Origin of the sequence: Microbacterium sp. AK009 (assembly GCF_013410955.1) — a bacterium.
Lineage (GTDB): Bacteria > Actinomycetota > Actinomycetes > Actinomycetales > Microbacteriaceae > Microbacterium.
Genome location: NZ_JACCCG010000006.1, coordinates 250,889 through 264,438, shown reverse-complemented (window position 1 = coordinate 264,438; position 13,550 = coordinate 250,889). Strand labels below are relative to the sequence as shown.

16 protein-coding genes are annotated in these 13,550 nt (G+C 69.4%); 6 read left to right on the top strand and 10 right to left on the bottom strand.

Translation table 11 applies throughout. From position 1 onward, the window contains the following. Nucleotides 1–64 precede the first annotated feature (64 nt). Nucleotides 65–1,477 (bottom strand): FAD-binding oxidoreductase, encoded by a 1,413-nt coding sequence (locus HDC37_RS14935; RefSeq protein WP_257021535.1) that lies wholly within the window; start codon nt 1,475–1,477, stop codon nt 65–67. A gap of 152 nt (nt 1,478–1,629) precedes the next feature. Here HDC37_RS14935 and HDC37_RS14930 point away from each other — a divergent pair, with 152 nt between their 5' ends. Continuing rightward, nucleotides 1,630–2,769, top strand: coding sequence for a LuxR C-terminal-related transcriptional regulator (locus HDC37_RS14930; RefSeq protein ID WP_179561177.1), 1,140 nt, complete (start codon nt 1,630–1,632; stop codon nt 2,767–2,769). Between the two features lie 23 nt (nt 2,770–2,792). Here the strand turns inward: HDC37_RS14930 and HDC37_RS14925 are convergent, their stop codons facing one another. The 3 genes from HDC37_RS14925 to HDC37_RS14915 form a co-directional block, all read right to left on the bottom strand. After that, on the bottom strand, nt 2,793–3,695 hold the full coding sequence (locus HDC37_RS14925; protein ID WP_179561176.1) for a TerC family protein: 903 nt from the start codon (nt 3,693–3,695) through the stop codon (nt 2,793–2,795). Between the two features lie 73 nt (nt 3,696–3,768). Beyond that, nucleotides 3,769–4,749, bottom strand: a complete 981-nt coding sequence (locus HDC37_RS14920; protein WP_179561175.1) for an SRPBCC family protein — start codon at nt 4,747–4,749, stop codon at nt 3,769–3,771. 1 nt (nt 4,750) lies between these two features. Then, nucleotides 4,751–5,125, bottom strand: coding sequence for a metalloregulator ArsR/SmtB family transcription factor (locus HDC37_RS14915; protein WP_179561174.1), 375 nt, complete (start codon nt 5,123–5,125; stop codon nt 4,751–4,753). 89 nt (nt 5,126–5,214) lie between these two features. Here HDC37_RS14915 and HDC37_RS14910 point away from each other — a divergent pair, with 89 nt between their 5' ends. From HDC37_RS14910 to HDC37_RS14900, 3 genes are all read left to right on the top strand, one after another. Then, nucleotides 5,215–6,087, top strand: a complete 873-nt coding sequence (locus tag HDC37_RS14910) for a helix-turn-helix domain-containing protein (protein WP_179561173.1) — start codon at nt 5,215–5,217, stop codon at nt 6,085–6,087. 33 nt (nt 6,088–6,120) lie between these two features. Further along, nucleotides 6,121–6,555: a DUF6855 family protein gene (locus tag HDC37_RS14905; RefSeq protein WP_179561172.1), complete on the top strand. Its 435-nt coding sequence runs from the start codon at nt 6,121–6,123 to the stop codon at nt 6,553–6,555. A 161-nt stretch (nt 6,556–6,716) separates the two neighbouring features. Next, nucleotides 6,717–7,097 (top strand): DUF1761 domain-containing protein, encoded by a 381-nt coding sequence (locus HDC37_RS14900; RefSeq protein WP_179561171.1) that lies wholly within the window; start codon nt 6,717–6,719, stop codon nt 7,095–7,097. A 63-nt stretch (nt 7,098–7,160) separates the two neighbouring features. Here the strand turns inward: HDC37_RS14900 and HDC37_RS14895 are convergent, their stop codons facing one another. The 3 genes from HDC37_RS14895 to HDC37_RS14885 all read right to left on the bottom strand — a co-directional run bounded on the left by HDC37_RS14895 (nt 7,161) and on the right by HDC37_RS14885 (nt 9,150). Further along, complete coding sequence (locus HDC37_RS14895; protein ID WP_179561170.1) at nt 7,161–8,054, bottom strand: DUF808 domain-containing protein; 894 nt, start codon at nt 8,052–8,054, stop codon at nt 7,161–7,163. Nucleotides 8,055–8,157: 103 nt separating this feature from the next. After that, nucleotides 8,158–8,757 (bottom strand): TetR/AcrR family transcriptional regulator, encoded by a 600-nt coding sequence (locus HDC37_RS14890; RefSeq protein ID WP_179561169.1) that lies wholly within the window; start codon nt 8,755–8,757, stop codon nt 8,158–8,160. Between the two features lie 120 nt (nt 8,758–8,877). Further along, the gene (locus tag HDC37_RS14885; protein WP_179561168.1) at nt 8,878–9,150 is read right to left on the bottom strand and encodes a hypothetical protein; all 273 of its coding nucleotides are present in this window, start codon (nt 9,148–9,150) and stop codon (nt 8,878–8,880) included. A gap of 182 nt (nt 9,151–9,332) precedes the next feature. Here HDC37_RS14885 and HDC37_RS14880 point away from each other — a divergent pair, with 182 nt between their 5' ends. After that, on the top strand, nt 9,333–9,947 hold the full coding sequence (locus HDC37_RS14880) for an Atu4866 domain-containing protein (protein WP_218869844.1): 615 nt from the start codon (nt 9,333–9,335) through the stop codon (nt 9,945–9,947). Here HDC37_RS14880 and HDC37_RS14875 read toward each other — a convergent pair. Genes HDC37_RS14875 through HDC37_RS14865 form a run of 3 tightly spaced genes read right to left on the bottom strand, consistent with a single transcriptional unit; the run spans nt 9,920 to nt 10,986 of the window. Then, nucleotides 9,920–10,300 carry a VOC family protein gene (locus HDC37_RS14875; protein WP_179561166.1) on the bottom strand — a complete coding sequence of 127 codons (381 nt, stop codon included), beginning with the start codon at nt 10,298–10,300 and terminating at the stop codon, nt 9,920–9,922. The genes HDC37_RS14880 and HDC37_RS14875 overlap by 28 nt on opposite strands. 42 nt (nt 10,301–10,342) lie before the next feature. After that, the gene (locus HDC37_RS14870; RefSeq protein ID WP_179561165.1) at nt 10,343–10,846 is read right to left on the bottom strand and encodes a hypothetical protein; all 504 of its coding nucleotides are present in this window, start codon (nt 10,844–10,846) and stop codon (nt 10,343–10,345) included. Further along, on the bottom strand, nt 10,843–10,986 hold the full coding sequence (locus tag HDC37_RS14865; protein ID WP_179561164.1) for a hypothetical protein: 144 nt from the start codon (nt 10,984–10,986) through the stop codon (nt 10,843–10,845). The genes HDC37_RS14870 and HDC37_RS14865 overlap by 4 nt, the downstream gene beginning before the upstream one ends. A gap of 170 nt (nt 10,987–11,156) precedes the next feature. Here HDC37_RS14865 and purL point away from each other — a divergent pair, with 170 nt between their 5' ends. Continuing rightward, nucleotides 11,157–13,487 (top strand): phosphoribosylformylglycinamidine synthase subunit PurL, encoded by a 2,331-nt coding sequence (gene purL, locus HDC37_RS14860; RefSeq protein ID WP_179561163.1) that lies wholly within the window; start codon nt 11,157–11,159, stop codon nt 13,485–13,487. Nucleotides 13,488–13,550 lie beyond the last annotated feature (63 nt).

The following is a 13,550-nucleotide window of genomic DNA, read 5'->3' as shown; positions in this document are numbered from 1 at the left end:
ACCGCCTCCGGCGCCGCGTCCGCACGCTCCCCCAGCGCGCGGGGCGGCGCCGCGGCGCACCAGGTCAGTGCACCGGCTGGGCAGCCGAGAACACCGCGCCGGGATCGAACCGGCGCTTGAGCTCGCTGAGCCGAGCGGCGGCCTCGCCGTAGCCGAGCGCCCGGTCGGCGCCTCCGTCGATGAAGGTGAGCGCGAGCGCGTCGATGTGCCAGGGGCGGAACAGCGCTACACCGGCACGCACCGCCGCCGCGGCGGCCTCCGCCACTTCGGGCGCCGGCACCACGGCGACGGTGTGGATGAGGTACTGCCCGGTCAGCGCCGAGATCGCCCCCCCCCCGGATGCCACGGGGCGCGCGACCGCGCCGCCGATGTGGCGCAGCTCCGTCATGAAGAGCCCGCGGTCCGACCCCGCCCGCAGGAACGCGTCGACGGCACCATCCGGAAGCTCGTCGAGCACCGCGTGCGCAGTGAAGGCGGGGGTCGGCTGCGGGGGATCCATGTGGACGGCGACCAGACCGGCGGCGGGGATGCGCGCGAATGTGTCGACCTCGGGGGCCAGGTGGCGCAGCGGCGCGAGAACAGCCGCCGCCGCGTCATCCGATTCCAGCACCGCGCCGTCGATGACCACGACCGACCGCCCGGAGAGGAACGGGGGCAGCTCGGGCAGCGGCGGGAGATGCAGGATGCGAAGCGTCGTCGTCGCGCTTTCGGGTGCCGTCGTCGTCCACGCCGCCCAGGCGCGAGCGACGTCCTCGGCGCGGGCGGCATCCCACAGCAGCATCCCGGCGAAGACATCCGCATAGGGGAGCAGGTCGATCTCGAGCGAGACGACCACTCCGAAGGCGCCCGAACCGCCGCGGACCGCCCAGAACAGGTCGGGGTTCTCCTGAGCGCTCGCTCGCACGAGGTTTCCCTCCGCGGTCACCACTTGAACGGCGCGGACGAAGTTCACGGCCAGACCGTGCGTCCGAGCGTAGAACGACAGACCGCCGCTCAGGCTGTACCCGGCAACGCTCACATCTCCGGCGCTTCCGTGGGGAGCGGTCAATCCGTGCGGCGCCGTCGCCTCGAGCACGTCGTTCCACAGCGATCCGCCCAGCACGCGTGCCGTGCGCGCGACCGGATCGACCGTGACGCCGCGCAGGCGCGCCAGCGAGATGATGACGGTGTCGGCGAGGCCGGTGTCGGCGAGAGCGGCGGCGGCGTGTCCGGTCGACTGCGGCGCGACCCGGAGTCCTGCCGCGGTGGCCGCGCGCACGATCTCGACGACGTCTTCGGCGGTCTCGGGACGCGCGACCGCGACCGGCCGCTGGTCGACGGCGACGTTCCAGGGCCTGCGCGCGTGGTCCCACTCGGCATCGTCGGGCAGCACGATCAGGCTTCCGAGGGCGGACCGCAGGCCCGCGCCCCGCGGGTCTGCGTCCGGACGGGCGGCGTCGGTCATGGTGTCGGACAGGGTCATGATGAGCTCCAGCATTCTGATGTCTATTCGGGTGGACGCCGCAGAAGGCGCCCGGTGGAGAGTCTGACGGCGCCCCACGTGCGGCCACCATCCCAGGGGAGAGGGGTCTTGCGGCATCCCAGATACCTGGGATGGTGGATCCGCGCCGGCAGGAGCACACTGTTCGCATGGCCACCGCACTGGCTCTGGGGCGTGCGCGGAGCGACATCGACGTGATGTCGCGCGCAGGCCTCCCCCTGCATCAGTTCATGGACGAGGCGGCGGCCGCCCTGGCGATGGTCGTCCCCTTCGTCGCCGCCTGCGTGTCGACGCTCGACCCGGCGACGGCGATGGTCTCGAGCGCGCGCAAGCTGGGAGCCCTCGACGGTCGGAACGAGCAGGATCTCTCGTGGTCCCAGCTCGAGTACGGCGGCGAGGAGCCGACGGCGATCCGGGGGATGCTGCAGGCCGGCCGGACCGCGGTGGGCATGCAGCGCGAGACCAGAGGCGACCTGGATCGATCCGCTCGCATGGCCGAGCTGCTCGTGCCCTACTTCGACTTCCACGACGAGGCGCGCGTGGTCTTCGCCGATCGCAGCGGAGGGTGGGGGCACGTCTCGCTCTTCCGCGGAAGCGACGATCAGGTCTTCGCAGCGGACGAGCTGGCGTTCCTCGCCGCCGTCGCACCGTCGTTCACCCGCGGCATCCGCACCGGGCTTCTCGCGCAGATCGCCGTGACGGACCCCGTCCCCGAAGCCGGCCCTGCCGTCGTCATCATCGATGCGCAGAACCGTATCGTCCAGTCCACTCCCGGGGCGCAGCTGCATCTGGAGCGGATGTCGGTGGTGCCGGGCATGGGCGACCCGCTCGTGTACGTGTACGCGCTCGTCGACGCCGCCCGGCGATTCGCCCGCGGCGAGACCGATCGCGTGCCTCGCGTGCGGGCGCGCACGGCGGACGGGCTCTGGCTGGTGCTGCACGCGGCGCCTCTCGGCGGGATCGGCGATCGCGGCGGCGACGTCGTCGTCACCATCGAGGAAGCCCGTCCACAGGAGGTGATCGACCTCGTCGCCGCGGCCTTCGGCCTCACCGCCCGCGAGCGGGACGTCGTCTCAATCGTGCTGAGGGGCGCCGACACCAAGGAGATCGCCGCCGCGATGCACGTCTCGCCCTACACCGTGCAAGACCACCTGAAGTCGATCTTCGACAAAGCAGGGGTCACCAGCCGCCGCGAACTCGTCGCCCGGGTCTACTTCGACCAGTACCTCTCCCGTGCCGGGTCCGAGCTCGCCCCCTCCGGGTGGTTCGCGGCCACCGACTCGCGGTGACGCAGGGGCCCCGAGGATCGCGTTCAGCCGAGGCCGGCGCGCTCCGCGTCGGCCGGTGCGTCACCGGCGACGGGCTTGCGTGACAGGCCGACGGCGCCGGCCGACGGGTCCTTCGACCGCGACAGCGCCGCGGCGACGGCGACCGACTCATCGACGTCGCGGTAGCGGGGGCGCAGCTGCACGGGGTGCTCAGGCTTCCTGGCGCGCTTCGCGCGCCGCGCGGCGTAGGTGAGGTTCAGCGCCTCGACGAAGATGGCGAAAGCCATCGGCCCGTAGATGAAGGCCTTGTCGATGTAGAACCCGAAGCCCTCGGCGATCAGGAACACACCGATGAGGAGGAGGAACGACAGCGCCAGCATCTTCACCGTCGGGTGCTTGTTGACGAACTCGAAGATGAATCGCGCGGCGAACAGCATGATGCCGAAGGAGAGCACCACGACGGTGACGATCACCACGAGGTTGGTCGTCATGCCGACCGCGGTGATGACCGAGTCGAGCGAGAAGACCAGGTCGAGCACGAGGATCTGGCCGATCACCGCGCCGAACGAGATCGCCTTCGACCCGCCCGCGCCGTGCTCATCCTCCGCACCCTCGAGTTTGTGGTGGATCTCGGTGACCGCTTTGTAGAGCAGGAACAACCCACCCGCGATGAGGATGATGTCCTTCCACGAGAAGCTGAGGTCCCCGACAGCGAAGACCTCCTCGGTCAGCGTGATGAGCCACCCCGCGAAGAACACCAGGATGACCCGCATCAGCATCGCCAGGGTGAGCCCGAGGTTCCGGGCCTTCGCCTGCTGCTCCTTGGGGAGCTTGGAGGCGAGGATCGAGATGAAGATGACGTTGTCGACGCCGAGGACGATCTCGAGCACGAACAGCGTGATGAACACCGCGATGAGGTCGGGCGTGAAAGCGAAGCTGAAGTCCACGGTCACATCGTAGGGGGGCAGCCGATCCGGCCACCCCCCCGTGATCTCCGCGTGGCCCTTCACGCCGCGTCCCTCAGACCGTCGTGAGCACACCCTCGAGTCGGGCGTAGCTGGCCTCCATGCCGTCGACCATGCCGGTCGCGAGGATCATGTCGCGCGTCTCGGCGTCGGGGTACTCGATGACGAGCGTCAGCAGCGTCAGCCCGTCCTCCTCGTAGAACGACAGGTCGTTGACCGTGCCGGGGCCGTCCATACCGATCATGCGCTCGGTCGACACCTCACGGCGCGGAGGATCGGTGAGAAGCAGTTCGCCTTCGAAGCCGAACTCCTCACCCTCGACCCCCGGGCCGGGCACCCAGACGTTCCGGAAGGTGTCGCCGACGGCCTCGGCCTGCTCGGCGACGGGCATCGTCCACCCGTCGGGTCCCAGCATCCACTTCTTCAGCAGGTCGGTGTCGTGATGGGCCTTCCAGACCAGCTCGCGCGGACCGCGGATGACGCGGGTGATGCGCACGTGCTGGTCGTCGAGGATCTCCAGTTCGGTGCCGCGCCCCGCGGCGTATTCGCGAAGGTCGTGCAGCACCAGGTCGAGCTGGTTGATCGCCATCGTCGAGCCCTCGACGGCACCGAACGCGACGACCTGCTCCAACGCCTCGGCGGAGGTGAAGTAGGTGGTGTTGACCATGCGCGATCCCGTCGCGGTCGGCTCGAAGGCGAAGACGACCCGCATGACGGGCATCCCCTCGAGCGGTGCGCCCTCCTCGTTGGCGAACGCGTCGAGCACGGTGAAGCCGCGCGGAGCGTCGATGGCGACGAACTCCCACGACCCCCACGACTGCTCGCCCTTCGGGCTGGTCATGACGTAGCGCGCGTGCCCGCCGACGGTGAAGTCGAACTGGGGGAAGCTCGCGGGCCAGCCGGGAGGTCCCCAGAACCGCTCGAGCTGCTGCGGATCGGTGAAGGCCTTCCAGAGGCGGTCGACGGATGCGTCGAACTCGGCTTCGAGCGTCATGGTGAGCGCCTCGGCGTCGGTGGTGACATCGGTGACGGGCATGTCAGTCTCCTTCGTTGGATGCTGCGGGTGTGGGTGTCGGTGGATCTTCGGCGAGCAGCTGGTCGAGCCGCGCGATGCGCGAGCGCCAGAGCTCCTCATAGGCGGCGAGCAACGCGCGGGCGCGGGCGATCATGGCCGGATCCGCTCGGACCAGCCGCTCCCGACCCTCGGCGCGCTTGACGATGAGGCCGGCCGCTTCGAGCACCGCGACGTGCTTCTGCACCGCGGCGAACGACATGTCGTACTCACGGGCCAGACCCGAGACCGAATGCTCGGCCTCGATGGCGCGCCGCAGGATGTCGCGGCGCGTCGCCGCGGCGAGCGCGTGGAACACGCGGTCGAGATCGTCATCGGTCAGCTCCGTTTGTGCAACCATTTGGTTGTACGTTAGACCCCCGCTCCACACCCGTCAAGGGGCAGCTGACGTGCTCGATCGGCGAGATCGCTCGTCCTTCAGCAGAGGTCATGCGATTCTGGGGTGTGTATCAGCTCGCCCACCCGGCTCCAGCGCTGCAGCCCTACATCGAGAACTACTGGTTCGTCTCGCACGGACCGGGCGAGGAGGTGGAGCTCCGCGTCGACGTCTTCGTCGACGCGCGCGCCGATCTGATCTTCAACTTCGAGGCACCCTACGTCCGCGAGGTCATCGGCGGGAAGAGCAGGCAGATCGCCGAATCCACCCTCGACCTTCAGCGTCTCGTGCCGATCCGGATACACCAGCAGGGCTTCGTCCGCATCGTCGGGGTTCGCTTCCGTCTGGGTGGACTGGCGCCGTTCGCGCGGGACGACCTGAAACGGTGGAACGGCGGAACGCCCGCACCGACGCTGGTGCTCGGCGACGCGGTCGCCGAGCTGGAGGACCGTCTCCGCAACGAGGAGGATACGGCGGGGTGCACGACGATGCTCGACGCTTTCTTCCTCGAACGGCTCGAGCGTGGCGGCTCGACGGCGGCATTCGAGCGCGCCCTTGCCGTCCTCGTCGACTCTGAGGGCCAAGCGACGACGGAAGTGATCGCTGCCTCCGCGACCATGACGCCGCGTCAGGTGCAGCGCCTGTTCGCCCGTCACCTCGGGTACTCGCCCCGGACGGTCGCCCGCGTCATCCGCTTCCAGAAGGCTTTGCGCAGCCTCATGGTCGACCCCCGTGTCTCCTTGGGTGACATCGCGGCCGATGCTCACTACTACGACCAGGCACATCTCGTCCGTGAGTTCCGTGCATTCACCGGCGGTGTTCCTCGTGGCTACCGCGGCTACTACCCCGTGTCCGGCCCCGACGACTTCGCACCCAACGTCGTTGCGTACGTACAAGACGACACGATCGACAGGCGGGCAGGCTGACGATGCCGGTTACGTCGACGAGGAGAAGACACCATGACTGAGCACTGGTCAGGCTCGGGAACGAAGGACGATCCGTGGCGGCTGAAGACCCCGCCCCTGACATCGGAGTACACCCTGTACCGCGACGATGACGCGGATCCGCCGCTCCTGGTCTGCCAGGTCGGGAGCACCCGCCTCTCCTACCTCGCCCGAGCGGTCGACGACCTCCACGCGATGCTCGGTGCGCACGGTGACTGGATGCCGCTCGGAGCGGCCGACGAGAAGAAGGACCCCGCACCTGGCACCGTCGAGGCGTGGGGTCGATCCGCCGACAACCCGGTCGGCGGCTGGTACGGGCAGCGGAAGGGGTATCGCGGCCGTTTCGGAATGTACCTCCCCCCACTCCTGGAAGCTCTCGGACTGGTGGAACTCGAGCACGGTGCGAGGAACAATCGGGTGAGAGTCCGCCCGGAAGCCCCGACCGAATGAGGTGAGTGCACGCCCCGTGGAGCCCGCCTACGTCGAACGCCCGGCCACTTCACGGACGCGATCGGTCGTCCAACGACTCTGGTGGCTGCACGCCCCCTCGCCGCGGCGCTTCGAGCGGATCGTGCCGCTTCCCGGCATCCACCTCATCGTCAGTTTCGCCGATGCGCCGTACCGCCTGCTCGCGCGGGGTCGCGACCTGCTGGGCGGGCGGCCTGTGGTACTCCCTCCTCTTCGCCAAACCCTGGCAGCGACTGGCCGGGGTGGACGATGAGCAGCTCACGACCGGAGCAGTGCGGATCTTCGTCGGGTCCGCTTTGCTCGCCGTCGTGATGGCCGCGAGCCTCGCGGCGTTCATCGGCGCCGCCGGACCGGGGTTCGGTCTCGCGGCGGGACTCGCCGTCGGCGTCACCTGGGTCGCGGCCGCGCTGGGCGTCAACTACCTCTTCGAGCGCAGATCGATCCGGCTCTGGGCGATCAACGCCGGGTACAACGTCGTTGCGTTCACGCTCATGGGCCTCATCATCGGCGCCATCCAGGGCTAGATCGCATTCGTGACGCCGCCGCTGTTCGACGGTCGGCCGAGGTCGTGGAGCCCGGGGACGAGTTCAGTGGTGTGCGGTCGCTCGCCTCGTTGAGGGCAGGAGCCGGCGGACACCCATCACCGCGCCCACGATGATCAACCCGGCGACGAAGCCGAAGACGGCGGAGACGGCGGCGTCGACGATCCAGACCACGACCGGGCCTGCGGCCTCCACCAGGTGCGTGATCGCGTGTAGGAGGTCGTACGGGCCGTGCCAGAACGTCTCGGCCAGGTTGGCGATGACGAGGTGACCGCCGACCCAGAGCATCGCGACCGTTCCGATCACGCTGATCACACGGAACACCGCGGGCATCGACGCCACGACCCGCACCCCGGTGCGACGGACGCGACGCGACGGACTCTTCATCAGGCGGAGCCCGATGTCGTCGATCTTGACCAGCAGCGCGACAGCGCCGTAGACGATCGCGGTCATGCCGAGCCCGATGACCGCGAGGGCGGCCAGGGTCATCCCCAGCCCGAGATCCGGATCGAGGCTCGTCAGGGCGATGAGCATGATCTCGGTGCTGAGGATGAGGTCGGTGCGGATCGCTCCGAACACGAGCTTCTTCTCATCCCGCGGCTCGTCATCCTCGGCCTCGTGGTGCGCCCCGAACCACTCGAGCACCTTCTCGGCTCCCTCGTAGCAGAGGAAGCCACCGCCGATGATCAGGAGGAACGGCAGCACCCAGGGCGCGAAGGCGGTGAGCAGGAGCGCGATCGGGATGATGATGACGAACTTGTTGACGAGGCTTCCGAGCGCGATCTTCCACACCACCGGGAGTTCGCGGGCGGGGGTGATGCCCTGCACGTACTGCGGCGTGACGGCCGCATCATCGATGACGACGCCCGCGGTCTTCGCGCTCGCCTTCAACGCTGCGGTGAGGATGTCATCGACGACGGCGAGCAGGCCTACCGACATGTGCGCTTCTCCTCTCGCCCGAGTAGTCGCGTCAGCCGCGGTGACTCGAGCACCGGCACTCACGCTATCCGCTCGCGCGGCCTCGGCCGACGGCATTGACAGGTCAGCTCGGCGGCCAGTGCAGAAGCGCCGCGTCGACAACCCGCTGAAGTTCGTTTGCCGAGGCCCCACCGGCCGCTTCGACGGACACCCCGTCGGCGATCGCCGTGAGATACCGGGCGATCAGGTCAGGATCGGCGTCGGCCGGGAGGTCACCCTCGGCGATGGCGCGTCGAAATCGATCGCTGAGGTCGGATCGAGTCCGAGCCCGCCACGCCGTGAGGATGTCCTGCGCCGTTCCCCCTGTCACGCCCACGGCGAGAGCGGCGCGAACCCCGAAGCATCCGGACGGCAGGTCGGGCTGCGTACCGGCCCGGACGGCCCCGTCGAGGAACGCACGAGCCACTTCTCTCGCGGTGGGCGCCGCGACCGACTCCCGCGCGTAGGAGCCCGGGCCCTTCTCATAGAGCTCTAGGACCTTCAGGAAGAGGTCCTCCTTGTTCCCATATGCGGCGTACATGCTCTTCCGCGAGATACCCATCGCCTCGGTGAGAAGCGCGAGGCTCGCGCCTTCGTATCCGTGCTCCCAGAACACGAAGAGGGCCTTCTCGAGGGCGGCGTCGGAGTCGAAGGATCGCGGGCGACCGCGCCTCAGCTGCTCCATGAGATCAACCTAATCCTCTCGCCCCAGGGAAGCCCCGGAGAGCGACGACGACGCTCGCCCTCGGGGATCAGTCCGAGCGCGAGCGTCATGCGTTACGTGTGGGCGTGATGCTCCGGGCGATCACTGCCAACCGAAGAGGTTGACGACTCCCAGTGCCGCAGCGGCGACGAGACCCGTCCACAGCACGATCGCCACAGCCTGCCAGAGAATCACCCACCCCTTTTTGACGCCCGACGCGACGAAGAACGCCGCGGTCAGTTGAGTGGGCAGCGCGAACGGCGCGATGATGCTCGCGCCCGGTACGCCGAATCGGACCAGCCACTGCTGGAGGCGTCGGCGACCCTTCGCCCGTCGGGAATCGCCTTCGGTGTCGGCCGCTGTCGACCGTTCCATCACCATCGTCGGCGTCGCACTCGTTCGCGAACCTGCCGCAGCGACCCGAGCCTTCGACGGGTCTATTTATGCACCGATCGATGCGTAATAACCCAGGGCTCCGAGATTCATTCCCTCGGCGATCACCGCGGCGCCGACACCGGTCGGCTCGCTGCGGAGGCGAGAGCCGTAGCATCCCTGGAATGACAGACCTCATCGTCGCCGGTGCCACCGTCCACCGGACACCCGCCGGCGCCGCCGTCGGCGACCTCTTCGTCCGCGGGACGACGATCGAGGATGAGGAGGACCACGCGCCCTCATCGACGGCCATCGACGGGCACGGCGCCTCGGTCGTGCCGCTGTTCGTCGACACCGTCTTCGCCGCGCCGGATCCGCCTGCGCGCGATGCGTTCGACCTGACGCCGGGAAACCCGGCGACGTTCGCCGTCATCGATGGCCGGGTGAGGCCCGACGAGATCCGGAGCATGCTCGTCGTCCGCCCCGAGCGACTCCGCGCCGTCGTCGTCGACGGGTCGGTGATCGTCCGGGACGGCCGGGCGGTGCGGCCGGCCGGCGCCGGGCTCGACGCCTCCGACCCGCGCCTCGCGGCGCGGACCGACCCGCGTCGCGATATGACGCAGTTCCTGACTCCCGACGGCCGGTACAGCGAGACCCGGGGCGGCCGGCGAGACGCCTGGACAGGACGGTTCTGGATCGACGGGGCGAGGATCACCTACCTCGACGACTCAGGGTTCTGGGCCTTCGGGCAGTTCCACGGCGACCAGCTGCATCACGCAGGCTTCGTGCTGGAGAGCTGATCCGCCGCGTCGATGACGCAGAACCGGACTCCCTCGGGATCTTCCATGATCACGAAGTCCGCGTCCTCCGGCATCCGGTCCCACGGCACGACCCTCGCGCCGAGCGCGGTGAGCCGTGCCACCTCAGCGGCCTGATCCTCCGCGTAGAGGTCGAGGTGGATCTTCGGCGGCAGCGCGCGGGGGGCCGGCACGGCGTCGAGAGAGACGTTCGGCCCCGGGCCGCTCCGCGGTCGCAGCAGCGCGAAGTCGACATCCCGGGGTTCCCGGACCTCGTAGTCCAGCGCCTGTGTCCAGAACGCGATCTGCGCGTCGAGGTCATCGACGCGGATGACGATGGATCCGACGGTCAGCATGCGGCGAACCCTACGCCGACCGCAGCCGAGGCGCGAGGTGGGTCAGAGCGACTGATTCTGGATCGCCGCCCTCAGGCCCCACTCGTCGGCGTCACGCCAGGTGACCGCCGTCGCCCCATCGGGCACGATCGGCGCGCCCTCCACGATGCACTGCCACACCCGGCGGGGCGAGGTGTCACGCGGAACCGCCAGCGCCGCGATCGCGAACGGCCGACCCTGAGCCCGTTCCACCCGGCTGTGGACGGAGTCGACTGCCGCCCCCAGTCCGCGGCAGACCCTCGACTCGTCGCAGTCCAGGGCCAGGCGCACCACGACGAGGACCCGCCTGGCCGCGGTGTCCCGCAGCAGCGCGAGCTGCAACATCGTCAGGCGCTGGTGGGCGAGGGCTCGGATGGCGCGCGGCCGCGACGCATGCGCGAGGTCGATGCCGTGGACCCTGACCGCCGGGGTCTGCTCCAGAACAGCCTCCACTCCCGCCGTCCACGCGCCGAGCGGGTCACCGCCGACCGTGCGTTCGACCCCGAAGCGCTGCTCGATCGTGCTCATCGGGTCACCCCGTCCGGTGACGGCGCTCCAGCGGCATCCTGTTCCTCGGCGAGGGTCGCGTCGACCGTCGCCTGCAGGAGCCCGCAGCGCCGCGGAATCATCCGGCCTCGCAGATGGGGAAGAAAGGACACGAAGATCATGCCCTCCGGTCTACGCGTCCGGCGCGGCCGGAACGGCGTCCCTCACGGAATCCGTACGTCGGTCGAACGAATCCTGACGCATCGCGCGTGGGACGGCCTCGCAAGGGATGTCGGGCGCGCAACTAGACTGATCGCGTCCGGCGCCCCGCGATTCTCAGGAGTTCAGCCGCGTGACCACTCCCTCCGCCTCCTTGGCCGATACCGTCTCGAACGCCCTCGCGACCCCGGAGAAGGAGCAGCCGTACGCCGCGCTGGGTCTGAAGCCCGACGAGTACGACCGCATCCGCGAGATCCTCGGACGTCGGCCCACGAGCGGTGAGCTGGCGATGTACTCCGTGATGTGGAGCGAGCACTGCTCCTACAAGTCCAGCAAGATCTACCTGCGCCAGTTCGGCCAAAAGGTCTCGGACGACATGAAGAAGCGCCTCATGGTCGGCATGGGCCAGAACGCCGGCGTCGTCGACATCGGCGAGGGCTGGGCGGTCACCTTCAAGGTCGAGTCGCACAATCACCCGAGCTACATCGAGCCCTTCCAGGGCGCTGCGACCGGAGTCGGCGGCATCGTCCGCGACATCATCTCCATGGGTGCGCGCCCCGTCGCCGTGATGGACCAGCTCCGTTTCGGTGCGATCGACGACCCCGACACCGCCCGCGTCGTCCACGGCGTGACGAGCGGCATCTCGTTCTACGCCAACTGCCTGGGCCTTCCGAACATCGGCGGCGAGACGGTCTTCGACCGCGTCTATCAGGGGAACCCCCTCGTCAACGCCCTCGCGGTCGGCGTCCTCCGCCACGAGCATCTGAAGCTCGCCAACGCCAGCGGCGCGGGCAACAAGGTGGTGCTGTTCGGCGCCCGCACCGGGGGAGACGGCATCGGCGGAGCATCCATCCTCGCCTCCGACTCCTTCGACGCCGCCGGCCCCACCAAGCGCCCCGCGGTGCAGGTCGGCGACCCGTTCGCCGAGAAGGTGCTCATCGAGTGCTGCCTGGAGCTGTACCGCGACGAGCTCGTCGAGGCGATCCAGGATCTCGGCGCCGCCGGCATCTCATGCGCGACGAGCGAGCTGGCCGCCAACGGCGGGTCGGGCATGCGCGTCGACCTCGAGAAGGTGCTGCTGCGCGATCCCACGCTCACGCCCGAGGAGATCCTCATGAGCGAGAGCCAGGAGCGGATGATGGCGATCGTCGCCCCCGACAAGCTCGATGCCTTCCTCGCGGTGACCGCGAAGTGGGATGTCGAGACGAGCGTCCTCGGCGAGGTCACCGGCGACGGCCGGCTGCAGATCTTCTGGCACGGCGAGGAGATCGTGAACGTCGACCCGTCCACCGTCGCCGTCGACGGTCCGGTGTACGAGCGCCCCGTCGCCTACCCGACGTGGATCGACGGCCTGCGGGACGACTCCGCCGAAGCCCTCCCCCGCCACAACGACCCGGCGAGCCTGCGCGAGCAGTTCCTCGCGCTCGTGGGCAGCCCGAATCTCGCCGACCCGTCGTGGGTGACCAATCAGTACGACTACTACGTCATGGGCAACACCGCGCTGTCGTTCCCCGACGACGCCGGGATGATCCGCGTCGACGAGCAGTCGGGCCTCGGTTTCGCGATCGCGACTGACTGCAACGGCCGGTACTGCCAGCTCGACCCCTACGAGGGCGCGAAGCTCGCCCTCGCCGAGGCGTACCGCAACGTCGCCGTCACCGGCGCCGAGCCCACCGCGGTGACCGACTGCCTGAACTTCGGCAGCCCCGAGAATCCCGAGGTGATGTGGCAGTTCTCCCGCGCGGTCGAGGGGCTGGCCGACGGCTGCCTCGAGCTCGGCGTCCCGGTCACGGGCGGCAACGTCTCGTTCTACAACCAGACCGGCGATCAGCCGATCCACCCCACCCCCGTGGTGGGCGTTCTCGGGATCATCGACGACGTCGCCCGCCGCATCCCGTCGGGCTGGCAGGACGCCGGGGAGAACATCTACCTCCTGGGCGTGACGTCGACCGAGCTGAGCGGGTCGGCGTGGGCCGAGACCGTGCACAACCACCTCGGCGGGCGCCCGCCGGCGGTCGACCTCGCGCAGGAGAAGCGCCTGGCCGAGCTGCTGCACGCGGCCTCGCAGCAGGGACTCGTCTCCAGCGCGCACGACCTGTCCACCGGTGGACTCGCGCAGGCCCTGGCCGATTCCGTGCTTCGGTTCGGAGTGGGAGCACGGGTGTGGCTGACGGAGATCATGGAGCGCGACAGTGTCGACGCGGCATCCGCTCTCTTCTCCGAGTCCACGGGACGCGTGCTGGTGTCGGTGCCCCGCGAGGATGACGTGAAGTTCCGAGGGCTGTGCGAGGGCCGGGGGTACCCGGTGCTGCGCATCGGCGTGACCGACGCGCCCGCCGACGGCGACGCCGAGCTGGAAGTGCAGGGACTGTTCTCGGTGCCGGTGCCGGAGCTCGCGATGATCTCTCGCGCGACGCTCCCCGACGCCTTCGGCCCGACGGTCAGCGAACCCGCCGCGCGCTGACGACCCGCGAACGTCGAAGAGCCGGGAGCATCTCGCCCCCGGCTCTTCCGGCCCCCGCCTGCA